Annotated in this window: 23 protein-coding genes; 3 read left to right on the top strand and 20 right to left on the bottom strand. The window is 33.1% G+C overall.

The features are described 5' to 3' along the window. Positions 1 to 148: 148 nt before the first annotated feature. The 5 genes from ord to I2490_RS12960 all read right to left on the bottom strand — a co-directional run bounded on the left by ord (position 149) and on the right by I2490_RS12960 (position 8,318). Entirely contained in the window at positions 149 to 1,195 is a 1,047-nt protein-coding gene (ord, locus tag I2490_RS12980) for a 2,4-diaminopentanoate dehydrogenase (RefSeq protein WP_206460179.1), read from the bottom strand. A gap of 317 nt (positions 1,196 to 1,512) precedes the next feature. Next, positions 1,513 to 2,907 carry a sigma-54 interaction domain-containing protein gene (locus tag I2490_RS12975; RefSeq protein WP_206460178.1) on the bottom strand — a complete coding sequence of 465 codons (1,395 nt, stop codon included), beginning with the start codon at positions 2,905 to 2,907 and terminating at the stop codon, positions 1,513 to 1,515. Between the two features lie 99 nt (positions 2,908 to 3,006). Next, positions 3,007 to 4,392 carry a sigma-54-dependent transcriptional regulator gene (locus I2490_RS12970; protein WP_206460177.1) on the bottom strand — a complete coding sequence of 462 codons (1,386 nt, stop codon included), beginning with the start codon at positions 4,390 to 4,392 and terminating at the stop codon, positions 3,007 to 3,009. Beyond that, entirely contained in the window at positions 4,361 to 6,748 is a 2,388-nt protein-coding gene (locus I2490_RS12965) for an ATP-binding protein (RefSeq protein ID WP_206460176.1), read from the bottom strand. Before I2490_RS12965 ends, I2490_RS12970 begins: the two co-directional genes overlap by 32 nt. 220 nt (positions 6,749 to 6,968) lie before the next feature. Continuing rightward, positions 6,969 to 8,318: an APC family permease gene (locus I2490_RS12960; RefSeq protein WP_206460175.1), complete on the bottom strand. Its 1,350-nt coding sequence runs from the start codon at positions 8,316 to 8,318 to the stop codon at positions 6,969 to 6,971. 301 nt (positions 8,319 to 8,619) lie between these two features. Here I2490_RS12960 and I2490_RS12955 point away from each other — a divergent pair, with 301 nt between their 5' ends. Then, positions 8,620 to 9,825, top strand: a complete 1,206-nt coding sequence (locus I2490_RS12955; RefSeq protein ID WP_206457925.1) for an IS110 family transposase — start codon at positions 8,620 to 8,622, stop codon at positions 9,823 to 9,825. A gap of 190 nt (positions 9,826 to 10,015) precedes the next feature. Here the strand turns inward: I2490_RS12955 and I2490_RS12950 are convergent, their stop codons facing one another. Continuing rightward, entirely contained in the window at positions 10,016 to 10,729 is a 714-nt protein-coding gene (locus I2490_RS12950; protein WP_206460174.1) for a cysteine hydrolase family protein, read from the bottom strand. 360 nt (positions 10,730 to 11,089) lie between these two features. Here I2490_RS12950 and I2490_RS12945 point away from each other — a divergent pair, with 360 nt between their 5' ends. After that, positions 11,090 to 11,407 carry an ArsR/SmtB family transcription factor gene (locus I2490_RS12945; RefSeq protein ID WP_206460173.1) on the top strand — a complete coding sequence of 106 codons (318 nt, stop codon included), beginning with the start codon at positions 11,090 to 11,092 and terminating at the stop codon, positions 11,405 to 11,407. Between the two features lie 53 nt (positions 11,408 to 11,460). Here I2490_RS12945 and I2490_RS12940 read toward each other — a convergent pair whose 3' ends face one another. The 12 genes from I2490_RS12940 to I2490_RS12885 form a co-directional block, all read right to left on the bottom strand. Next, positions 11,461 to 11,952 (bottom strand): OsmC family protein, encoded by a 492-nt coding sequence (locus I2490_RS12940; RefSeq protein WP_206460172.1) that lies wholly within the window; start codon positions 11,950 to 11,952, stop codon positions 11,461 to 11,463. 141 nt (positions 11,953 to 12,093) lie between these two features. Then, positions 12,094 to 12,747: a Crp/Fnr family transcriptional regulator gene (locus I2490_RS12935; protein WP_206460171.1), complete on the bottom strand. Its 654-nt coding sequence runs from the start codon at positions 12,745 to 12,747 to the stop codon at positions 12,094 to 12,096. Positions 12,748 to 12,906: 159 nt separating this feature from the next. Continuing rightward, positions 12,907 to 13,947 (bottom strand): calcium/sodium antiporter, encoded by a 1,041-nt coding sequence (locus I2490_RS12930; RefSeq protein ID WP_206460170.1) that lies wholly within the window; start codon positions 13,945 to 13,947, stop codon positions 12,907 to 12,909. Between the two features lie 392 nt (positions 13,948 to 14,339). Further along, the gene (locus I2490_RS12925; protein WP_206460169.1) at positions 14,340 to 15,962 is read right to left on the bottom strand and encodes an S-layer homology domain-containing protein; all 1,623 of its coding nucleotides are present in this window, start codon (positions 15,960 to 15,962) and stop codon (positions 14,340 to 14,342) included. Positions 15,963 to 16,418: 456 nt separating this feature from the next. After that, complete coding sequence (locus I2490_RS12920; RefSeq protein WP_206460168.1) at positions 16,419 to 16,652, bottom strand: hypothetical protein; 234 nt, start codon at positions 16,650 to 16,652, stop codon at positions 16,419 to 16,421. A 108-nt stretch (positions 16,653 to 16,760) separates the two neighbouring features. Then, a complete protein-coding gene (locus tag I2490_RS12915) occupies positions 16,761 to 17,393 on the bottom strand; it encodes an SGNH/GDSL hydrolase family protein (RefSeq protein ID WP_206460167.1) in 633 nt (210 codons plus the stop codon). A gap of 225 nt (positions 17,394 to 17,618) precedes the next feature. Next, entirely contained in the window at positions 17,619 to 18,098 is a 480-nt protein-coding gene (gene rlmH, locus I2490_RS12910; RefSeq protein WP_206460345.1) for a 23S rRNA (pseudouridine(1915)-N(3))-methyltransferase RlmH, read from the bottom strand. Between the two features lie 17 nt (positions 18,099 to 18,115). After that, on the bottom strand, positions 18,116 to 19,348 hold the full coding sequence (locus I2490_RS12905; protein ID WP_206460166.1) for a S1C family serine protease: 1,233 nt from the start codon (positions 19,346 to 19,348) through the stop codon (positions 18,116 to 18,118). 29 nt (positions 19,349 to 19,377) lie between these two features. Continuing rightward, positions 19,378 to 20,172 carry an MBL fold metallo-hydrolase gene (locus tag I2490_RS12900; protein ID WP_206460165.1) on the bottom strand — a complete coding sequence of 265 codons (795 nt, stop codon included), beginning with the start codon at positions 20,170 to 20,172 and terminating at the stop codon, positions 19,378 to 19,380. 73 nt (positions 20,173 to 20,245) lie between these two features. Next, the gene (gene yycI, locus I2490_RS12895) at positions 20,246 to 21,007 is read right to left on the bottom strand and encodes a two-component system regulatory protein YycI (protein ID WP_206460164.1); all 762 of its coding nucleotides are present in this window, start codon (positions 21,005 to 21,007) and stop codon (positions 20,246 to 20,248) included. 14 nt (positions 21,008 to 21,021) lie between these two features. Beyond that, positions 21,022 to 22,539, bottom strand: a complete 1,518-nt coding sequence (locus tag I2490_RS12890; protein WP_206460163.1) for a hypothetical protein — start codon at positions 22,537 to 22,539, stop codon at positions 21,022 to 21,024. A gap of 11 nt (positions 22,540 to 22,550) precedes the next feature. After that, the gene (locus I2490_RS12885) at positions 22,551 to 23,087 is read right to left on the bottom strand and encodes a hypothetical protein (protein WP_206460162.1); all 537 of its coding nucleotides are present in this window, start codon (positions 23,085 to 23,087) and stop codon (positions 22,551 to 22,553) included. A 192-nt stretch (positions 23,088 to 23,279) separates the two neighbouring features. On the opposite strand from I2490_RS12885, the gene I2490_RS12880 reads away from it, so the two are divergent. Then, positions 23,280 to 23,825, top strand: a complete 546-nt coding sequence (locus tag I2490_RS12880; RefSeq protein ID WP_206460161.1) for a ribonuclease H family protein — start codon at positions 23,280 to 23,282, stop codon at positions 23,823 to 23,825. Here I2490_RS12880 and I2490_RS12875 read toward each other — a convergent pair. Both I2490_RS12875 and aroQ read right to left on the bottom strand, forming a co-directional pair. Then, positions 23,820 to 24,920, bottom strand: coding sequence for a SpoIIE family protein phosphatase (locus tag I2490_RS12875; protein WP_206460160.1), 1,101 nt, complete (start codon positions 24,918 to 24,920; stop codon positions 23,820 to 23,822). The two genes, I2490_RS12880 and I2490_RS12875, sit on opposite strands and share 6 nt — an antisense overlap. After that, positions 24,917 to 25,375: a type II 3-dehydroquinate dehydratase gene (gene aroQ, locus I2490_RS12870; RefSeq protein ID WP_206460159.1), complete on the bottom strand. Its 459-nt coding sequence runs from the start codon at positions 25,373 to 25,375 to the stop codon at positions 24,917 to 24,919. Before aroQ ends, I2490_RS12875 begins: the two co-directional genes overlap by 4 nt. Between the last annotated feature and the right edge of the window lie 58 nt (positions 25,376 to 25,433).

Raw genomic sequence — 25,433 nt, 5'->3', positions numbered from 1 at the left:
TGTATTGTCTAAAATAAATTTAATTTATATACAGAGAAAAAGATATTCCATCTTTTTCAAATGTATCTAAATTTATGTAGATGTTGATATAGAGGACGATTACAAAAAACCGTCCTCTTCATATTAGTATTTGTTAAATTACTGTTTTTTATTTTACAATTTTTGCTTCTTCGCAAATTTGATCTCTCATGTCACCCATGATAGCTCTTGGAACTGGAAGAGTTAACATAGTGTGAAGACCAGGTCTTGCATTGATAACCTGAGGAATCATGTTAACGCACATTGCGATTGTTCCGATTCCGCCTTCAACTTCTGGGCTGTTAACCATATTAATGTTTGGAGTTCCCTTGATGATTACATAGTCACCAGTCTGTACTCCAACCTGTTCTGGTTCAATCTGCTGAGGGTGATCCATTTCGATCATCAATTCGCCATCTCTATATCCAAACGCTTTCATTGCAACACCAGCAACGTTACCAGCCTTTGCAAATCCATAAGAGGATTTTCTATCTACATCAGTTACAATTGGATCCATAGACTGCTCGAACTTGTCGATTTCCCAACCAATACCATCAGCAATCATGCCCATGGATTCTGCGAATCCAACGTGACCAGCTAAATGACCCTTCTTGAATTCTTCAAGAGTAACACCGATACCCTGTTCTTCCATTACAGCAGGTCCAAATGGAGATAAAGAGTTAACACGTCTGGAAACGATGTGTTCTACATCTTCCATACAACCAGTCATGATCAATACAAGTAAGTCCATGATAAGACCTGGGTTGATACCAGTTCCTAAGCAAGATACGCCGTTTGCTTTTGCAATTTCATCTAACTGTGCAGCAAGTTCTGGTTCCTGAGCTTTTGGATAAGCCATTTCTTCTGCAGAAGTGATAACATTGATCTTCTGTTCCATGATGAACTTTAATTTATCAAATGCATTTCTTGTGAAAGAATCTGTGCAAAGTAGAACGATGTCAGCAGCACCTGGCTTGATTACATCTTCAGCAGCACCAATAAGTACCTCAGGTCTGTCACCTTTTTCAGTCTTAATGAAATCATACATGCTCTTACCGATTTTTGCACCACGGCCTACAGCACCTACAATATCAACGCCCTTTTTCTTAAGCAGCATGTCAGCCATACCGCCGCCCATAGCACCAAGTCCCCAAATGATTACTTTTACGTTTTGCATCTTTTCATCCTCCATTTTTTTATAGTTTTAATAAAATTAACTTCTAAATATCTCGCAGTACCTAACATACACTTCATACTTCATATTTGCACTGTTACCGAGACACTTTAATATAAAGCAAGTCCTATGCCAAAACAAAAACTAATTTAATTATCCTTTAGTTTTTATAAATTTGCTTTATATTTTTCTATATTTTTTAACATCTAATTTAAATTTTATACTCTATTTTTTTTATGCTTATCATTATTCTCGATTTTCTCTTTATTTTTTCAAAATAAAGCAAAAACATTTGCACTTAATGCAAATGTTTTTGCTTCTCACATGTTCATTTTATATTTTTTAATTTTATGCTGTAATGTTTGACGTTTTATCTTAAGACGATCCGCTGCTCTAGATATATTTCCACCTTCAGCAACCAATGCATGCTCAATCATTTCTTGTTCAATTCTTTCTAAATAGGAATCCAGTCCTTCCTCTTTTATTTCATAAATTCCTTGACGCGCAACGGATTTTCTTCGATTAATAATTAAATGCTCAGGCATTAAAACGCGCTCATTATCTTCTGCCATTGATATGGCTCCCATAATAATATTTTCAAGCTCTCTCACATTTCCCGGATAATCATAATCCAATAGTTTTTCTTTTGCTTGCTCTGATAACATCCACATCTGTTTTCCATACTTTTCATTGTGTTTTTCCATGAATTTATTGGTTAAAAGAAGTATATCATCACAACGTTCCCTTAAAGGAGGAATATTAATGGGTACTATATTTAAACGATAATACAAGTCTTTTCTTAGTTTGCCTGTTTCAATCAATTCGTCTGCCGGTTCATTAATTGTGGCGATGATTCTCACATCAATGGGAATATCTTTTGTTCCGCCTACCGTTCTTATGTAATCTTCCTGCAAAACACGAAGGAGCTTTCCCTGAAGCTCATAATGCATGGAATTAATTTCATCCAAAAGCAAAGTACCTCCATCGGCTTGCTCAAATAAACCAACACGATCCACAGCTCCAGTAAATCCGCCTTTTGTCGTACCGAACAAAAGACCTTCAAGGAGGTTTGCAGGAAGTGCTGCACAATTTTGTGCAAGAAAAGGCTTGTGCTTTCTCGGGCTATCGAAATGAATGCTTTGCGCAATCAATTCTTTTCCGGTTCCTGTTTCTCCATAAATCAATACCGATGCCGAACTTTTTGCAACTTTCTTTGCAAGAGCGATCGTTTCACTAAATCGTTCGTTTTTTCCGTATAGGTTATCAAAGTTATACTTTTTTATTCTATGTTCTTTTGCCTCTTCCGGACAATCAATTTCTTTTCTTAATTCCAATATCGTATGCGACATTTTTTGAATGTCAGTAATATTTTTTGCAATTTCAATGGCAGCAATGAGTTTACCATCGACCACCATAGGAATCGTTGTATTGACTGTAGTAATTTCCTTTCCATCTTTATTTAAATAGGTTTGTTCTTTCTTTAAAGTAGCTTTACGATGCAAAATTGCTTTCATAAGTGTACTTTCACTTTCATCTATGTTTTTAAAAACCTCTGCAAATGGCTTTTTTAAAACATCTTGACTTTCCATCTTTTCTAACTGAGCCATGGATCGATTATAAATGACACTATTGCCATCCGGATCTACTACATGAACCCCTTCATCCATAGCCTGCAAAATTTTTTGCATCACCTGTATATATTCCTTATTTTTCATGTTAAGAACATCCCCTCTATACATAATCACTCACTTCTATTTTATACTTTTTAAAAAAGCAAAGCAATTGATTTAGAGTCAAAACAAATCTTTAAAACTTTAATAAAATTCTATTTTATATTCGTGAAGTTTTTTATAAAGATTTTTGCGCGCCAAATCAAGTTCTTCTGCTGTTTTAGTGACATTCCATTCATTTCGTTCCAATGCTTTTATAATATAATTTTTTTCAAATTCTTTTTTTGCATCCGAAAGCGTGATAATATTCATAGGTTGCACTTGTTGTAATTTAATATCTTTTCTAATCTTTTTGTTTTTAATTTCTTCCGGAATGTCTTCCATAGCAATCTGACCATGATTGGATAGTACAACTAATCGCTCAATTACATTTTTTAATTCCCGTACATTACCCGGCCAATCATAATCCAAAAGCTGTTGAATTGCATCTTTTTCAAATAGTGATATAGGTTTTTTAACTTCCTTAGCAATTTGTTTTATGAAATAATCTGCTAAAACAGGAATGTCTTCCTTACGCTCACGCAAAGGCGGTAAAGTAATAGGGAGTACATTTATGCGATAAAACAAATCCTCACGGAATCTATGGTTTTCAACTTCTCTACGCAAATCTTTATTTGTCGCTGCAATTAAACGAAAATCCGTTTTTATCGTCGTAGCTCCCCCTACTCGTTCAAATTCCTTTTCTTGTAAAACACGTAACAGCTTTGCTTGTGTTTCTAGGGGTAATTCTCCGATTTCATCCAGCAGAATGGTTCCACCTTGTGCCATTTCAAATCGTCCTTTTCGCATGCGTTCAGCTCCGGTAAAGGCACCTTTTTCATGTCCGAACAATTCACTTTCTAAAAGGTTTTGCGTTAATGCCGCGCAATTAACACGAATAAACGGCTTATCCATTCTTTTACTTTTACTATAAATCATGTTCGCTAAAATTTCTTTTCCGGTTCCACTTTCTCCCATTATTAATACCGTGCTATCCATTGGCGCAATGGTTTCCACTTTTTGTTTAATTTCTTCAATGCAAGAACTATTTCCTATTAAGGGCTCTTCCTTTGTAATATCGGAAATTTGTTGCTTCAGCACATAATTTTCTTCTTTAATGGAATATACCTCATAAGCGCGTTTTACGTTAAAAAGCAACTCTTCAATGTCAGCAGGCTTCACCATATAGGTAAAAGCACCTTTATGAACTGCATCCACAGCACCAGAAACGGATCCCTCAGCCGTAAGCATAATCACTTCCGTAGCAGGACTGCATTCTTTGATCTCTTTTAGCAACATCATTCCATCCATTTTTGGCATAATAATATCAGAGATTACCACTGCAATTTGCTGCTTTTTTATAATGTCTAATGCCTTTAAACTATCAGAAACAGCTATTACATTAAAATGTTTCAGAGTAAATATTTTTTCATAAACCTTAAGCAAACCAGTATCGTCATCAATCAGAAGAATTTGCGTGTTGTAATCCATAATTCATTCCTTTCTCATTGATTGGAAAGTACAGTGTGAATGCTGTCCCTAACCCAACTTGGCTTTCCACTTCAATCCTGCCGCCCATTTTTTCAACTAGCATCTTTGTAATCCAAAGTCCCAATCCGGTCCCGCTTCCTTCTCGATCCGTAGTAAAAAACGGTGTATATATTTTATTCAAATATTCTATTGGAATTCCAGGGCCATTGTCACTGAAACATAATCGCATTTCCTGCTTTCCAATTTCACCTTCCAAACTTCCTTCAATCTTTATTTTACCACCATTTTGTAAGGCTTTGATGGCATTGGCTATGATATTTTGTAAAATATTTTTTAACGGTTCAGCTTTTCCGAAATAAATAAAAGGGTTTGGTTTAAAGTGCTTTTCAATTGTAATACCATATCGAATGCAATCACGATTGTTTAAAAGCAATATTTGATTGATAATTTTAGTTACATCAACTAATACATTCTTATCTTCTTCTCTTGCAGAAAAATCCAGAAGACTATATATCACCTTTTCCGCTTCGTTTACAGTATCTGAAACAGTTGTTATAATTTCATTTACCTCTGTATCTTCTTTCTCCACAGTATAAGCTTCCAACAAATACATAGAACCTTTGATAACCGCCAACGGATTTTTTAATTCATGTGCAATGGCGGATGAAATTTGCCCGATACCTGCTAATTTTTCCGCTTGCTGCAATTCTTTTTCCATCAAAACACTTTTTGTAACTCGTTGACTGAATACAACAATCTCATCCACTTCATTGTTCACATTAATGATAGGATAATATGCATTATTGTATATCTCGCCATTGATCGGCATTCGTGCATAAGCTGCTTCTTTATTTAGAACAACCTCTTTCAGTTTACATCCTTCGCAAATACCTTCTCTATTTGAAAAAATATCATAACAATAGCATTCCTTTTCTTTCAAGAAACCAATGATTTTTTTACCTTTTTCATTAATCATCCGAATTTCACCTTTTGGAGTCACTATCATTAGAATTCCGCTTATGCTATTAAAAATACTTTCAATTTCTCCATTCTTTTTCAACAAGCGCTCCGTATATTTTTTTACACGTTCGCTCATAAAACAAAATGATTCCGATAAGGTCTCTATTTCAGAATACCCTTCCAACCGTTTTGTATCATTAAAATTTCCAGCAGCAATGTTCTTTGCTTGTGAAACTAACTGATTCATCGGTTTCGAGTATTTTTTCAGTAAAACAAATCCAAAGGTAAAAATAGCTGATAACAATAAGAATAAAAAGATTAAAAAATTATTTCTTTCAATGCGATGAATTGCTGTATATTCTGACCGATCAATTTCTAATATTAATGTCCAAGGCAATCCTTCAATTGGTGCAAAGGCTAATGTTCTTAATGAAGTAGAATCATCTGAAAGCATATAGGAAATCATTCCTTTCCTCTTATTGAGGGCTGTTTCCAAAGCTTTCTTCTTGCTTGCATTGGTCTCATTCTTTTTGAATATATTATCTAGAAAAAGTTGTCCTTGTTTTGTTACAGGGGTTACATACTCAGGATGAAAAATAATGTCACCATTTTCTGATAGCAAATAAATGATACCTGACTCTCCTAAGGTAAAATCCGTAAGAAATTTTTCTCTTAAAGTATCTATACCAATATCTGCACTCACTACCCCAAATAAAGAATTTTTATAATATACCGGATGTGAACAGCTTATAAGCCATCCGGTTCCCAAATAATCTACATATGGCTTCGTCCAAATCGTTTCTCGATTGGGATTGTTTTCAGCATTGGCCGCTACATAAAAAGGATCGTCCTTTTGCTGGTGATTTGGCATAAACACTCCCATTCCGGAATACGGATAACACCTTAACAATCCCTCTTCTGTAGCAATATAAATCCAGCGAACAACTTCCTGTCTTTGTGGCACTTCTTGAAATCGTGAATCCAATTTTTCGGTCAGGTTAATTGTACGAATGGATTCTGCCGTTAATTCTTTGTCCGCCGGAAAAAAAACAGCCGAATAATCCGTTTCAATTTTCGGTTTTTTTCGAACTAAAGCACCTTCTTGATTAAAATAATATCCCTCCGCCAATGCATCAGCGTAATTTGTATTTGTAATATATTCTTCAGCCCATGTCGCAGTATTTTCTGCTTCATATGCTACATTCTTCATTATCATGGAAATAGAATTGGCTTTTTCCGAAGCGAGTGCAAGCAAACTACTTTCTACATTCCGTCTTGCGGTTTGCTTATCTTGTTGAATCACAAAAAAAGTAAATACCAAAAGAGAGATGGTATTGAAAAAAACAAATACAATTAGTATATTGGTAACCAATGATTTTCTTACTAAATTCTTCATGCCTTTTCCTCCTAAGCACTGCTTTTGGACGGGCAATTTTATTACATTTATTATATCAAAAAATTTTTTTGTTCATAACATTAAATATGTAAAATTATTTTGGAATTATTTTCTTATATATGAAAAAAGGGAAGAAATAATCTAATTTTCTAGTCAAATTCTATAAAATGATTTCTTCCTAAGACTTTCCTCCCTTTTTTCAATCAATATAATGAAATGGCTATTTCTGATTATCCGGTGATAGAATGACAGCCCCCCATTTCTCCGGATCTGTCTTTTGTTTATTCTTTGCATAAGCCCAGAATGGAATTCCAAGAAGTAAGTACAGGCCTAATACAATCCATGCTCCCATATCCATTGCTATAACGGATGAGTAAATGACCCAAAGCGTGAATATTATGGAAATAATACCCATAACGGTAGCCGCTTTTACCTTATATGGTCTCTCCCAATTAGGCTTTGTTTTTCTTAACTTCAAGAAAGAAAGTGTAACCAAAAGATAAACAACGCCTGCAGCAGCACCATAAATCGTATAAATGTGATTGATCCAAGCTTCTGGAGCAAATACCGTAAAATACATCGATAAAATACCAACTACAATATTTGCTTTCCATGGCTGACCTTCTTTATTCAAAGCAGTAAACATTGGAGTAAATTGTCTTTGCTTTGCAGCACCGTATAAAGTACGGGAAGCACATAGCCAAAACGAGGATAATGTTGTTAAACAGGTTAAGGAACCCATAACTACTATGATTACACCAAGCCAATGCATGCCAATTATATCAGCAACTCTAGGGTCTACGATATCAGTTTCTGCAACCCATTCTGTCGAAACAATACCACCAACACCTATGACTGCAAGCCCATAAATTAGAACGGTTAAAAACAGCGATCCTACAAAAGCAATCCAAAGTTTTTTCTTAGGAAAATTCGATTCTTCTGAAAGCTGTGGAATTAAATCAAATCCTACAAATTTCATAATAAGAAGTCCTACCGCAGCACCATAACCTGCAAATCCATTTGGAAACCATGGAGTTAGATTATCATAGCTCCATTGATGATTTGTCATAAATATGATGGATGCTGTAATCGAAACAACTAAAGTACTCCAAAACATAATAGATTGCATTTTAGCTAAAATTTTTAATTCCTTGTTGGTTAGGAAAAACCAAATGATCAGTATAATTGCTGCAATTAGCTTTGTTTGGAAAAAAGTAATTGGATAAAGGAAACCAACCATACTTGCAATTCCATATGCAACCGTTGGCATAGCCATAATATACAGGAGCATAACACCCCAGCATGAGAACCATCCAGCATTCCATCCGAATGCATTGGATACCCAAATATTTTCACCACCTGCATAAGGTAGTGTCCTCGTTAATTCTGAATAAATTAAACACAAAGGTAATACCAGTAAAGCACAGGTAATCAAAGAAACCACTGCACCAGGTCCCGAAAGCTCAAACCAGAATTTGATTTCAACCATCCATGCAGCAATCATTCCTCCTGCAGCCATTGAAATTAAATTAGTCAATTTTAATTCTTTTTTCAACGTATTATCTGACATAATATTTCACTCCTTTCTACTACAATATATTTATGGTTAATGTGCTTGACAGCCAGTCAGGTCACTATCCATCTTGTTGCTTAAGCTGTTAGAATGTATGGAGCAATAGGTATGGCGTCTTCCTTTCTTGGACTTCGCGTCCGTAAATTAGACTGCTAACCAGCTCCTCATTCGCAGCGTTCGTTTTATGCAGGTTGAACTGCTTCCTACAGTACGTTCGGGTCACACCACAGTAGATGGAATAGGCAATGAGTAAAACTGGTGTTTATCCATTGCAATAATCTATAGGAGTGACAAATTTATGAACGCAGTAGGTATTGATGTTTCTAAGGGCAAAAGCATGATTGCTATTCTCCGCCCATATGGTGAGATTGTTTCTTCACCTTTTGAGATTCACCACACTTCAAGTGAAATTAGTTTCTTAATTGAACAAATCAAATCCATTGAAGGTGAATCACGGATTGTCATGGAGCATACTGGTCGTTATTACGAACCATTAGCTCATGAGCTTTCTCAGGCAAATCTTTTCGTAAGTGCCGTAAATCCAAAACTTATTAAAGATTTCGGAGATAATTCTCTCCGTAAAGTCAAGTCTGATAAGGCAGATGCTGTTAAAATAGCTCGTTATGCTCTTGACAGCTGGACTGATTTGAAACAGTATTGTCTTATGGATGAAATACGCAATCAGTTAAAAACAATGAACCGTCAGTTTGGTTTCTATATGAAGCACAAAACGGCTATGAAAAACAACTTTATCGGCATTCTTGATCAAACCTATCCAGGTGTTAATACTTACTTCGATAGCCCTGCCCGTAATGATGGTAGTCAGAAATGGGTTGATTTCGCCACTACATACTGGCATGTGGACTGTGTTCGTAAAATGTCTCTAAATGCTTTCACCGACCATTATCAGAAATGGTGCAAGAGAAAGAAGTACAACTTCAGTAAATCAAAAGCTGAAGAAATCTATGGTGCAGCTAAGGAGCTTATTCCCGTACTTCCTAAAGATGACTTAACCAAACTGATTGTTAAACAGGCTGTAGAACAGCTAAATATCGCCTCTCAAACAGTGGAACAACTTCGTTCTTTAATGCATGAAACTGCATCTAAACTGCCAGAGTACTTTATCGTCATGGAAATGAAAGGCGTTGGTTCGTCTCTAGGTCCTCAGCTAATTGCTGAAATTGGAGATGTTACACGCTTTACTCACAAAGGCGCCATTACAGCATTTGCTGGTGTCGATCCAGGTGTAAATCAATCTGGAACCTATGAACAAAAGAGTGTTCATGCTTCCAAAAGAGGATCTTCTACCTTGCGTAAAACTTTGTTTCAGGTCATGGACGCTCTTATCAAAAATAAGCCACAGGATGATGCCGTGTATCTATTTATGGACAAGAAACGTGCTCAAGGTAAACCTTATTATGTCTACATGACTGCAGGTGCCAATAAGTTCTTACGTATCTACTATGGACGAGTGAAAGAATACTTAGCATCTCTTCCGCAGTAATTACCACATACATACCCTTATTTCAGACCAGCCATATCCGGTGGTCTTTTTGTGATGGTCATATTTCCTCATTGTACTTTTGAAAAAAATCAACTTTTTACTATTGACTTTTTATTTGCAGGCTAAAGAGAAGTTTTTAACAAATAAATTATCCATCCCCTTTTTCTGTCATCTTAAAAAATCCAAATCCCTAAGCACTCTTTTTCTTTTTATTTTTTTCAATCGTTTCGATGGTTTCATCTGCTGTTAAAACATCACAGTAAATGACACTCATAATTTTTAATTCTGCATCATGAAGCTCCATACTGCCTGCTGCACATGCATCTTCTACACAAATAACCTTAAATCCATCATCTGCTAAACCTCTTACGGTAGAAGCAACACACTGATCGGTTACAATTCCTGTAACAACTACCGTTTCAATTCCCATAAAGCGAAGTAATGTTAAATAATTAGTTCCAGTTGTAACACTGTCTGTAGTTTTGTTTACCACAATTTCATTTTCAAGTGGTGCTAACTCATCAATCATTTGGGCTGCATAACTATTAACAGGCATCAGCATGTTGTTCCACCCTTCTGACTTTTGAACCGGAGAACGATCCTCTCCATCTTCTCTTAAGCATGCAATTCTTCCAAACGTAACAACCATGTTATTTGCTCTAAAATAATCCAATAATTTTTTGTTGTTTGGAATGACAATGTCATCTAAACGATCATGAAATGGAATCCACCGTTCCCACTCTCCTGCTTCTTTGAATTGTAAAGCCTCTCCAAAGTCTCGAAGAACGAATTCATTTTGCATATCGACAATAAGCAATGCTGTCTTTTGGGGGTCCAATTTTAATTCCCCATGCTCTTTTACCGTCTCATAGTAAAAATTAAGATACTTATCCTTTGGTTTCATATTCATCTCCTCCTTAAAAAATAAAATTTAGATTGTGAATGCATTTATTAAGAGCATGAGATGTGCCAAATTTTCTTATAATTTTTCTTTTTTTATTATAAAAATACAAAAAACCATTGCAATGCAACGGTTCTTTGATTTCAAATTTTTTTTAAAATGGTATAAATAACGTTTAATTCTCTATATTTATTCTAAATATTCAAAATTTTTTGTTACCTTTAGGTGTCATTTTTTTCTTTTTGTTACTTTTAGGTAACGCTTAATTTTTCAACTCCTTCCTTGACTTTTTCGTCAAATTTCCCTATAATAAAATATACATCGTCTAAATGCGATGCACATTTTATTTTTAGGAGAAACAATATGAGATTAAGAAAAGAATCCGATGAAATGCAGGAAGACGAGATATTATTAGTCGCAAAGGTTTCCGATGCATTAGCCCACCCTGCTCGTGTTAAGATATTTCGTTTTATTTATGTAAGTAATCGTAATAGAGAAACAATTTGTAACAAAGATGTTGTGGCTAATTTTAATTATTCACAAGCCACTATCAGTCAACACATTAAAAAACTTGTAGAAGCAGAACTCATACAAGTTAAAAAACAGGATAAATTCTCTATATATTATGTAAATATAGGTATTTTGGGTAAATATTTAGATGCTGTAAAGAAATTTCAATAAAAAGAAAGCGATTGCTGCATAAACAGCAATCGCTTTTTACTTTCTTTTATCTATTATTCTATCGTTAACTCTATTTTTGTATTTAAGCTAAGGAGTACTGGTGATTTTGAAAGTGCAACTTCTGCAATTTCTTTTATTTCTTTTTCAGACGCAGAAGTTTTTGTATTTAATGTTAATTTTGGATTAAGAATACCTCCATCACCTTCTTGCAATCCCAAAAATACTGCTGCATTTAAATCTGCTTCCATTTTAACATTTACTGTTTCAAGCGCAATGCCTTTTTGGCTTGCAATGACTTCAAATGTAATAGCAAAGCAGCTTGCAGCAGCCCCTACAAGGTATTCCACAGGATTTGGTGCAATATCCGTTCCACCTAACGGTTGAGGCTCATCAACCATAATTGGATTGAACTCTCTTATTGTAAGCTCATTTTGAACACCATTATTCCAACTTACATTTGCAATCCACTGTTTCATTGCTAAATTTGGGTCATCCTTCATAGCCTTTACAGTTTGCTCAACTGTTTCAAAATTAATATGATTCATTTTATATCCTCCTTTTTTAGTTATCATTCTTATTATATTTATACATCTACACTCATTTCAAATTGTAATATTAGTGTATAGTTACATAGTATCAAGCAATTTTTCATTTGAATGTAAGGAGGATTACAAATACTAATTTTTTTATTCTTTTTTTATCCAAATTTTATTATTATGTTGCCGTACAAAACCTTTTTGAATAAATTTATTAATTAAAAGTGTTACCGTCTCTCTCGTTGAAGCCACCATTCCAGCTATATCCTGGTGTGTTACTGCAACCGAAACCGGAATCCAACCATTTTCTTCCTTATTTTTATCTGCAAGCTTATGGAATAGAAATAAAAGTCTCTCCTCTACCTTACCATATGCAACTTGACTGAGCACTTCTATGATCTCTTGATATCTTAGTGAAAAATTACTTAATAGTTCCATAGAAAGTTTAGAATCAGCTTTTACCACTTTTCTAATTTCATCCTTCTTGATGGCTGACACTTTAACATCTGTTAATGCTTTTGCAAAAACCTTACTATCTCCTTCGGTAAATATATCAAACATATGAATAAAATCACCTTTTGATAAAATACCTACAACACATTCTTTCCCATCTCCATGCATATAAAAAATATGAACATTTCCCTCTTTTACAATGTAAATGTCATTTAAAAATCCTTGAGGCTTGATAATTGTATCTCCTTTTTTAAAGGTAATTTCTTTTCCATGATTGATCCAATCTTCCATAATCTCTTTGGGGAATAAATTACTAATACTAGTTGGGTATATCAAATTTATTGTATCCATAGTCAGCCCTCCATCTCAAAAACAAATAGCCATTCTTTTTAGAATGGCTATTCAAGGTTTCTATAAAATTAAAATCTAAAATATCACTATTATCTATGTTTTAAATTCTTTGATTTACTCATCCTATTTTTTTCTATCCTAATTATTCTGCTATTTTTACTAATGCCATGTAAAGTTTAATATTACATATACGCAATAGATGGCAAAGAGTATAGAACCCTCTTTTTTCGAAATTTCTTCCTCATTTTTACCGCTTGAAAAGAATCGGAAAAATAAAAGAATAATAAGCATAGTCGGAATCTGAAGCTTATAGAAATTTACTGGAACATCCAAACCTCCTGATGTCACAGCAGCTGCACTTCCAACTACAAACAGTACATTTAAGATATCTGCTCCAACAATATTACCAATAGCAAGTTCTCCATGTCCTTTCCTTACAGCGGTAATAGCAGTTACAAGCTCAGGTAAACTTGTTCCAAAGGCAATTAACGTTGCTGCTATAATACTTTGAGGAATTCCAACACGAATGGCTGAAATTTCAACTGCCGGTATCAAAATTTTTGAAGAGCCTATCACTAAAACGATACCAATAAATAGTTTTAACAATTGAATAATTACTGGACTTTTTTCTTCTACTAAATCATCATTATCCATCTCTTCTGTTTTTGTTATTACAGAAGAATCACTGCTAGTCGATTTTTTTGTCCATTTTATCGAAATATAAATATAGGCAACTAATAGTGCCAAAAACAACCATCCAACCCATTGTCTAATATTTCCTGTTCCTCCAGATAAAAATGGAAGACATACTACAGCTAGTAAAAATCCGGATAATACTTGTATTTTTCCCTGACGTTCTACAACGAGCCGATCTACAGGCAAACGTCCAATAAGAGCTGCTAGTCCAAGAATCAAACCAGTATCTGCTATGATTGATCCAATTGCATTCCCTAATGCCAAGTCCGGATTACCATTGATTGCTGCAAGTACAGAGACCGTTGCTTCTGGAAGTGTTGTTCCCAAAGATACGATGGTAGCTCCTATAATCATTTTTGGAACACCCAAATGAAGAGAAAGACTAACGGCTTCTTCTACCAATATATCTGCTCCTTTGCTTAAAATGTATAGCATTGCAACAATGACAAGAATTAAAAAAAATGTTGAAAATGAATTTAAATAATTATGAATCAATAATTCCATACTACGTTTCTCCTTTTATGATTTGAATGCTTATGTAATAATTATGTGCTGTTAGAATAAATTCTAAGCAAAAATAAAAAACTCCACAAAGAATATAAACTAATGGTAACAGCTTATATTTTTTGTAGAGTCTCACCAGACAAGATACAATGCCATTAAAGCCGGGAAATTATTATTTCCGAAATGACGACTTTAATCCCTTATTCAGGTCAGTTACTCCCTCTAACGATTTAAGTATAGGGAAAAAAACTATATTTGTCAATTTTTTTCCTATTTAAAATAAAATAACAGGTTAATGACATCGTTCATTAACCTGCTATTATTCAATATATTATTATGCTATACGTACAAAATAAAACATACATATTTGCTACTAATTTAAGTTAAATCTATCAATCTTTTTCTACTACTATAATCACTGCTTCATCATCTTTATTTACCTTTATTTTTACATCATCTCCTTTTTCAATATCTTCTACATCACCTTTTACATTATCATCAAATACGACTTCTGTGTCACTTGTTATCTCAATTTTTTTATCATCATCTAATTCAATCCAATCAATATGAGTTCCATCGTCTATATCGGTTACTTCACCTTCGTATTTATAAGATAATTCTTCATTTACTTTAATATACACTGCTTTATCATCTTTATTTACCTTTACTTTTACATCGTATCCCATTTTAATATCTTCTATATCACCTTTTACATTATCATCAAATACGACTTCTGTATCACTTGTTATCTCAATTTTTTTATCATCATCTAATTCAATCCAATCGATTCGACTTCCATCGTCTATATCGGTTACCTCACCATCGTATTTATAAGACAATTCTTCATCTACTTTAATATACACTGCTTCATCATCTTTATTTACTTTTACTTTTACATCGTATCCTATTTTAATATCTTCTATATCACCTTTTACATTATCATCAAATACGACTTCTGCGTCACTTGTTATCTCAATTTTTTTATCATCATCTAATTCAATCCAATCGATTCGAGTTCCATCATCTATATCGGTTACTTCACCTTCGTATTTATAAGATAATTCTCCATCTACTTCAATATATACTGCTTCATCATCTTCATTTACCTTTACTTTTACATCATCCCCTATTTTTATATCTTCTATATTACCTTTTACTTGATCATCAAACACTACTTTTGTGTCACTTGTTATCTCAATTTTTTTATCATCATCTAATTCAATCCAATCGATTCGACTTCCATCGTCTATATCGGTTACTTCACCTGTGTAAATCTTAAAATCATCATCAAATTTTCCTTCAAGTCTTGCTACCATAACTGCCATCTGTGCTCTAGTTACCTTATTGAATGGTTTAAAAGTGCCATCTGGGTAACCGGTTATTATCTGCTCTTTATTCGCTACATAAATATATCCTACTGATCCTTGTGGTATAAATGCTGCATCTTTATAATCAAGATCTGCATCCATATACTTCTGAGCCTTATCTTCATAACCCATTGCTCTTACAAGATATTTAGCAACTTCATGTCTAGTAGCTGCTTCATTCAATTTGAAGTATAACAAGTCAGCTTTATCTAAAATTCCTTTTTCCTCTGCTAACTTCACGTAACCATATGCCCATTCTTGTAAATTATCTTTAAATTTAAGCTCTATTTTACTATTTTTAATTTTAATCTGATATTCTCTTGCTTCAGATTCTTCACCCATTACTCTTAAAGCCATGGCTATCGCTTCAAGTTTTGTTACTGACCTTTGTGGTCCAAACTTTCCATTTCCATCTCCAAAGATTACTCCTTTATCTGCCATTTTTTCTATTGCTTCTTTAGCCCAATCATATCCATTAATATCTTTGAATTTTTTTGCAATACCTGGAGGTAATCCTTCTTTTTTTGCAAGTCCAGGTGGTATAAATTTTCCATTCCCATTTCCATTTTTCCATGAATCAGCAAATGCAAAAGTTACACTTGAAAGTACTAACACTAAAACTAACGTGATTGATATTATTTTTTTCATACCTTTTACCTCCTTAAATTAAACCAATCATTTCAAATTCTAAGTACCTAAAAAATAATATCTAACATATATTTTTCATTTGATACTTCACTTTTTTATATGAATTTATATATATCTATATACTATTTGTAATGGTACTGTAATTAGAAATTAATACGAAACGATAAAATTACTAACAGAGATCTTATTAAAGAGTTTGGTCTTTACAGAACATGATTAGATGATGGTCTTTCTATGAGCTTAATCTTCTATGTAATCGATAATTACATCTTTCCAATAATAGCAATGTTTCGGTTGGTTACCACAAATACTTGGTACAGAAAATATATAAAATCAAAAACTATTATAAAATCATATGTCATAAAGAAGGAGGATGTCCTAAAAGTCGTTCTGACCTAATAAAATCAAATTTTTTTTGTCTGAAATGACTTGTGGGACATCATCTTTATTTTATTTTTAATCTCTTCTTTTTTTAGGATCAGACTTTATATTTTCTACATAAATTTCATTATACTGACCTGGAATTTTCCCCTCATCTAAAGCTTCTTTAAGCGTCATTGTTTCTTTTTTTTCAATGCTAGCTTCCCAAACTCCCTTGGGAACAAAATCTGTTGATTTTGTCGTATCTTTTGTTATATTATCTTGGAACTCAAAATAATCCCTTTCTGTTGATTTCTGTTTCTTTTTCATTTTACCGTACCTCCTAAACTTTAGTATGAAATCTTTCAATAAAAGTATTCGGAGTTTTATAAAACTACTTTTTTTAATGAATTATTTTTCTTCAATGTCCATAATTTTCTACATTGTTTTAAATATATCTCTTATATAATCTGAAACACATAATCCTAATTTCTTATGTGATTCAGGATCTAAATGCAATCCATCAATCTTACTACTTCTTATGATCTTTGAAGAATCCATCAAATAACACTGCTCTTGAAGAACCGTTTGAAATTCCTTTGAAAAGTTCAAACTCTTTTCTATACCACCACACATAATAGAAATATCTTCTACTCCTTCTATCATTGGTGGTGGAATGATAACTAATACTTCTGGAGACTGCATATCTGGACCTGTATCACTTCCTTTTATAATCTTAACTAATGTCTCAACCCCTTTTGCTACATCAACTGCCTTAAGAGAAAAGCGTTGCTTTAAGTCATTACTTCCTAAAAATAAGATTACCAAATCAATGGGCTTATGGGTATGAATACATGGTAACAGATATCTTTTCCCATTTCTATATTCTCCTTCAATTGGATCATCCCAAACTGTAGTTCTCCCATTAAGTCCTTCACATATAACTTCATAATCACCCCCTAATCTTTCTTTTAAAATTGAAGTCCATATAATATCTTTTTCATATCTTGTCTTTGTTTTTGGATTATATCCCCAAGTGTTGGAGTCTCCAAAACATAGTATCGTTTTCATAAAATCACCTGTCTATTGAGGATTATTTTTAATTACATAATTATAGTATATAATTATACCATTCGATTTTCTATATCTTTTAGTTTATTAATCAACTTATTCTAATTTTAATATTAAGATAAATTTATAAATAAAAATCATCCTAATTTGAAGGATGATTTTTATTTTATATTTATTTTAAACTAGATGCATCTTTATCATAAATAATTTTAAAAATTGTTTACATTATTTATGATACGTTTCATTTTTATTAATTTTAAAGCTGCGATAAATTTGTTCTAAAAGAATGACACGCATCATCTGATGCGGAAAGGTCATCTTGGAAAAGGATAAACCAAAATCTGCCCGTTGTAATACTTCCTCAGAAAGCCCTAAGGAACCTCCAATAATAAAAGCAATATCACTTTTTCCTTCTAAAGCTAGCAGTTCCATTTTTTGTGCCAAATCTTCCGAAGAAAGTGGTTTTCCTTGAACTTCCAAAGCAATGACAAAGGTATTCGGCTTTATCTGCTTTAAGATATTTCTCCCTTCCGCTTGTTTTACTGCGATTTCTTGCGCTGTCGAAGCATTATCCGGTAAACGTTCCTCTTTTAATTCGTTTATTAACAATGTACAATATTTGTTTAGTCTCTTACTATATTCTTTTACAGCATCTGACCAATAAGATTCTTTTAACTTTCCAATACAAACAATTGATACGTTCATCATTCCTCTTTCTAATTTTATTTTGCTGCTTTTAAAGTAACTTCTATTTCCATTTCTTTCTTATCACGAACGATAGTTAGATTAACACGATCTCCCGGACGATACTGAATCAGTTTTGTATTTAACCGACTCATAGTATCTACTTTTTCACCATTGATTGCTACAATTACATCTTCTTTTTGCACTCCAGCTGCTTCTGCACCAAAACCTGGGGTTAACTCGGATACAAATACCCCTTTATCCACACCTTTATCCACAGTTGAATAATATTCACGGAAAGTATCCATACTTACACCACTAATTCCAATGTAAGCTCTGGTAAATTCACCTTTATCTTTTACTTCCTCTACAATTGGTTTTGCCGTATTGATCGGAATCGCAAAGCCAAGTCCTTCCGCAGATTGTACCTTCGCACTATTAATACCGATAATCTCGCCTTTGCTATTTAACAACGGACCTCCACTGTTTCCTGAATTAATGGAAGCATCAGTTTGCATCAATCCATCCATCGTTACAGGATTTTGTCCGTCACCAACCGTAATGGATCGGTCGAGTCCGCTAATAATTCCCTGTGTTACGCTTCTTTGAAACGCCATTCCTAAAGGATTTCCTATCGCAACAGCATAAGCTCCAATATTTACTTGTTCTGAATCACCAAGGACTGCAGCTTTTAATCCACTTGCTTCAATTTTTACAATCGCAAGATCCAAAATGCTGTCACTCCATAAAACGGAACCTTTTTCCTCTCTTCCATCGGATAGCTGCACTATAATCGTCTGTGCTTTTCCGTCATTAACTACATGTGAATTTGTCAGGATATACCCATTTTCATCTACGATAATACCGGTTCCAACACCTTCGCTAAAACCACTTTGTCTTCCAAACCAGCTCTCATAAATTACTTCCGTCTTTGTACTAATACCAACAACCGATGGAATTACTTTCTTTGCAATCGCCTCTGCCGTATCCAATTGTCGGTTTGGATTAATTGTAATATCACTAACCGGACTGCCTACTGTACCATTAAACCAATTTTGACCAAAGTACATTGCCGCAACTCCACCGCCAAAACCAGAACCAAAAGCTAGTACTACAATCAATATAATGGCAACTAACTGTCCTCTGCCTTTTCTTTTTTTGCTACTCTCACGATAGATGTAGCCAGACTCCATAATTGGTCCGCCTGCATCTCTCATTTCAAAATTTTCTCCGTTGATTTTGTTTTCATTCGTTCTTAATTCTTCATCCATATATGACACCCCATTTCTAAACATTTTTCCTAAACATCATATACCTGGCTTAATTGATCCCGTAACAGAAGATTTAGCTCAATGTCTTTTCCTATGTAATAGTCTTCCTCTTCTAATATGTTTTTAACAGTCTGATAAGCCATTTGAGGAAAATTATTTTCTCGGCTCAAATGAGCCAAAAGTACTTGACGTTTTTGTTTCTCATCTTTTAGTAAACGAACTAAAGTCTTTGCCGCACTTTCATTGGATAAATGACCTTGGTTTCCAAGGACTCTTTGCTTTAAAAACCAAGGATACTTCCCAATTTTCAGCATATCCACATCATGGTTTGCCTCCAAAACCAATAGATTTGCTGTACGCATTTCATCAAGCAGCTCTTCACAAATGTAACCGGTATCGGTAACAATGCATAACTGTCTTTCCCCTTTTGAAAAAGAAAAACCCACTGGATCTACTGCATCATGTGAAACCGAAAATGTTTTTATTTGGATGTCACCAATCAAAAAAGAATCCCCTGTTTTAAATATTTGGCGCTGTTCTGGTGACCCTGCTTCTTTTAAATGATTCCACGTATTTTCATTTGCGTAAACCCTTAACTTTTTTTCCTTTTTTGCTAACACTCGAATGCTTTTCGTATGGTCACTGTGCTCATGTGTAATGAGGATACCTTCTAAATTCTCAATTGGTGTTTCGGTTTTTTCAAGCCCATTCCATATCTTTTTTCCACTGATTCCTGCATCGACTAAGAGTGCTGTTTTATCTGTTTTAACTAGATAACAATTTCCACTGCTGCCGCTAGAAAAGGAACAAAAACGTAATGTCATTTTTCTACTCCCCTATATTATGTCTCTTAATTATGTTAAAAATATGAAGTTTATTTGTAGCATTTTCGTTTTTTTATTGCTGATATGCTAAAATATATTCTATTTCTCCGTTATTATAAGTAATTTTCCAAGCAGGAAATGCCGTATCCTCTGAAGTGGATACGGTATGATCCAATGTATAAGAATAGAGCCAATATACCAAAGAAATATCCTTAATATAAATGGCTTCCGGTTCCACATCAGAAAATTGTTCCTTCTCTTCTTTATTTATCATGAATTTAATCAAAGCGGTGGATGCGGATATGACTTTTTTCTTTGTTTCACCAAATCCCATTGCATCAAACCATTTTCTTTCAAACTCTACCACTTTTCCATCTTCAATAATGCAAAGCATATAGCTTTCTTCAATTGGAATTCCTTCGTAAACATTTTTAAATCTTACATAAACTTTGTTTTCTTTTTTTTCCAATAATTGAAATTCTACAGCCTCATCATAAATTCCACAAGCTTCTATAAAATCTTTGCTTAACGAGATATAATCTTCATCTTCCGTTTGGTTTTTAGATAAAGGTTTTTGTTCTTTTAATGCTTTTTGTTTTATTTCCTTTTCCAGTTCATTGCATTTCACAGAAAGCACTGCCATCGTTCGTTTTTTCGTAGGAATCTCTGTTTCTATAAATATATTTTTTGTAGAAAGTAATTCCACCGTGTTTTTTGTTACATCATTATCCATAAAATCAGGTTGTCTTGATGAAAAAAAATAACTTGAAATAAATATTAGATTTGTAATTAAAAGAGCAATAATTAATATGGTCTTTGCTTTTGTCCAATCCATAAAATCATTACCCCCTATCTAATACTATAACCAATTGGTTCTGCTTGATTATACAAATCAAAATATACATCCATTTGTTCCATCCTAATAATCCAAGCAGGTTTTAATATAAAATCATCTTTTTCATTCATTAATCTTATATACCCAACTTCCATTCCTTTAATCTGTGCAGCCACTTGCTCAAAAGTCATTTTCTGTAAATAATAATTTCTTTCTGCATTTTTTTGCTCATTTACATTTTGTTTTTCTAATAAATTCTTTAAGTGTATATAATTGACTGCTGGAACATTTACAGCAGGAAAGGTCTCTTGATAAACAGCATTTTCCAAATTATTAAGCATACTATTATCAAAATCAATTATATTTCGCTTGTAATGAACCACTTGACTTCCATGAATTTCAACAAATATTGCCTCACCTTTTTGATAATAAATTCTATGGTTATTTAAGAGCATATCAAATGAAAATTGATATATTTTCTTTTTTTCTTTTTCTATTATTTTTATGTTCTTTAAATAAGGTGTTAACTTTGCTCCATTTAGAGATTGCCAGCTTCCACGATTTGCAACAAATTGAACAGCTGTATCTAAAGCCTCATAAAATCCCAAATTCATTTCACTGCTATTATTTTCTTCTTCTTTATATTCAAAACTGCCATCTATATTCATAGTAAATACTTTTTGACCATAACCATACATATAAATAACAGCACCCTTACTATCTACCATTCTGCGAACAAAATCAAAACTCTCTCCGAAAAATGACTCAGACAATTCTTTTAACTTTTCGTTATGATTACTATTATGTTTATTTTCTAATTGATATGGAAACGGTTGTAAATTCGATTGGAAGCTTAAAGGAATTAATGTGCTGTTATTTGTACTCTGACCAAAATAGCTTTTACTTGGATAATATGGGATATAATTAGAAGCTTCAATTTCATCAATTATATTTGAGAATGCACTAAATTCTTTATTATTAGATGCCAATCGATAATACTTGTCATCTTTATATTGATGAATGACAATACTCTCTTTACTACCATCAAAATACGCCAATGATCCCATACCTGAAATTGCTTCTAAACTTTGATATTTTTTTACTTTCTCATATTCCAAAAACTGAATAAATGGAATATCATAAGCAAATCGATATTCAATGGAACGATTATTTAATATTTCTTCGTATATTTCTTTCGTAATCTCTTCTACAAAAATAGTTTCTGATTTTCCAAATTGTCTTAATTGATTAATCGCTGATTGCCAAAGTTTTACGTTATTATCTAATGAAATTTTTGTATAAGTACCTGTATTTCCAAAACAAACTGAAATTTCTTCCGGTTGTATGATTTGCGAAAGGGAAGGTGCTGGTGTTTTATATTCCATTTCCGATGCTATTCGTTCATCCGGTAGTTGAAAAATAATATCAAAAGAATCATTTCTCCAAAAAAAATATATTAGTATTGTCATTAAAAATAATACTAATAATATTACATCTTTTACTTTTTCAATATTTAGGTATGGCTTCTTCATAATTTTCGCCCTTATTCTTCTCCAAAAATACTCTTAAGTAGATTTTGAAGGAATTGTAATGTACCTGATTGTGATGTTTCAAATATCTTTGTCGATTCTTGCTCATCTTTATCTGATACAATGACCAAACTATAAGATGTATTCGTTGCCTTTCCTTCACTACCTATTGTATCTACTTGAATTCGATAGGTTCCAGGTTTTACTTCATTTAGTTGTTTTGTATAGAAACTTAAAGTATTAATGCTGGTAAAATCTTCTTCCGGAACAAATTCTACGGTTTGAGGTTTAATCGTTCCATTTGCTTTTTTCCAATCTGCAGCTAAAATTGGTTTTAATTCATCGTTCACTTTTTGTTTTTCTTCAAAAACTTTAACTCGTATAGTTTTTGGCTGTGTTATTTTGACAGAAATAAGAAGACTATTGGTATAAATTTCACTTTTGTGAACAGGACTAACAATAACAACTGCAGGATCGGATGCAGCACTCGCTAAAATTGTAGTGCTAAACAATACGAAAACAATAATAAAAATCATCATTATTTTTTTCATTTTGTCTTCTCCTTTCCATTTCTTTATAAATTTTTATTTAAATAAAATCTTCATTACTTATTATAAGTAATATAGATAAGAAGATACGGTTTTGCTATGATACAATAAATAGTATATAATACCTATATTACAAACGTGTTACGTCGTGTTTAAAATCGCTTTACAAAAGAAAATTTCAAAGGGAGAATAAATATGAAAGAAATAAAAATCTATACTGATGGTGCTTGTTCTGGAAATCAAAACGAATCCAACATAGGTGGTTGGGGTGCTATTTTAGAATACGGTGAACACATAAAAGAATTATATGGAGGAGAAGCAAACACCACCAATAATCGTATGGAAATGATGGCTCTGCTTAATGCATTATCAGCTTTAAAAAAAGATGGACAAATAATTTCCGTCTTTTCAGATAGTTCTTATTTAATGAATTGTTTTCGAGAAAAATGGTATATTAATTGGAAAAAAAATAATTGGAAGACCTCAAAAAAAACAGATGTAGAAAATAGAGATCTTTGGGAAGCTCTATTGGCGTTGGTGGAAAAACATAACATTCAATTTTATCGCGTAAAAGGGCATGTAAATTTGGATAGTAAATCCACAAAATTTGATGCCCTTTATAATAAATTTAAAGAATGGAATGGAAATTCTTTTACATATGAAGATTTTTTATATGTTACTGAAAAAAATAATCGAGCCGATGCATTAGCTAATTTAGGTATGGAACCATTTCGTCTATAATATTTCTGCAATCAATACCGCAATATCATCTTGTGGTTGACTACCTACAAAATCAATTACTTTATCAATGATTTTTCTTACTAAAACCGGACCATCCTCATTTTTATTTTGATTTAAAATACTCTCTAATCCTTCATAATTGAAGGATTTCTTTGTTTGATTATTATAAGCTTCTGTGATCCCATCTGTATACAGTAAAACGCGATCCCCTTCTTCTACTGATATTTTCACTGTTTCATGATTTGATTGCTTCAATAAACCACAAATTGGCATACCTGTTATCGTAATCTTATCAATTTTACCATCCTTCTTTAGTAAAATTGGCAAACAATTATGTCCTGCGTTTACGAAAGTAATCTCCTTTTTCTCTTTATCATAAACCCCAGCTAAAATTGAAATATATTGTTCATTTTTTACATTCAATTCATCATAATTTTCTAGTAACTCATCCAGCAAAACGTGTAAATTCCCTGCTTCTGATTTCAATCCACGAATGATTTGACGAAGAAAGATAGTCAATAGAGAGGATCTTATTCCATGTCCCGAAACATCGGCTATGTAAAACAAGCTGCTCGTTTCATTAATTCTGACTACATCAAAAATGTCACCGCCTAAGTCTTCACTCGGATAATAGTATGAAGCTACAGACAACGAATCCCAATAGATGTCATCCATCGGTAATGCCCGAGATTGAACTTGTCTTGCAAATTTCAAATCTTCTCGAAGCTTATTATAATGCTTTAGGTTTTCCGCCTCCATCCGACTTTGTTCTGTAATATCCTGAAAAATCTCCAAAGAATAATTTTCTTTTGCATTCATTTGTACCGGCGAAGCAATCACCCTATATTTTTTTGTTCCTACGACTTCATTTTTAATTTTAGATCTTCCTGATTTTAAACATCCTGCCGAAATACATTGCTCACAGATGCCATCTTTACATAACAACTCATAGCATTTTTTTCCAACACCTTCACCAAAAACCTTTCTCATTTTTTGATTCATATATATAATATTATTGTTGTGATCTAGGAGCCTTACCATAGAATCCATCTTTTCAATCACATCGTACATTAAACTGCCATTATCTTTTATCATTCGTTATCTCCCTCTTTTTTGGATACTTTCCATTTCTCTATTAAATAAGATAGTGCTTCCAAATAGGAATCAATTCCTTTTCCAAAAAACTGTGATATGCAAACATCTTTTGTAACAGATATACTGCGAAAAGCCTCTCTCTCATCTATCTTTGTTAAATGAACTTCAACAGCCGGTACATTAATTGAAGCAAGTGCATCACGGATTGCTATACTGTAATGTGTATAAGCAGCAGGATTTATAATAATCCCATCCATATTTTCATTACATTGTTGGATGCAATCTACAATTGCACCTTCATGATTGGACTGAAAAAAAGAAAATATAACATTTTTTTTAATTCCCTCTTCTTCCAATATGCGATTTATTTCATCTAAAGTTAAAGTTCCATATATCTCTGGTTCTCTTTTGCCAAGCATATTCAAGTTTGGCCCGTTTATCACTTGTATCTTCATTTACCTTCTCCATTTTTTCGCTTTATTTTATTATATGAAAATCTGATTCACCTTACAA

The sequence above is a fragment of the Anaerovorax sp. IOR16 genome (genome assembly GCF_017168145.1).
Taxonomy (GTDB): Bacteria; Bacillota; Clostridia; order Peptostreptococcales; family Anaerovoracaceae; genus IOR16.
This window is presented reverse-complemented; position numbering and strand designations above follow the sequence as displayed.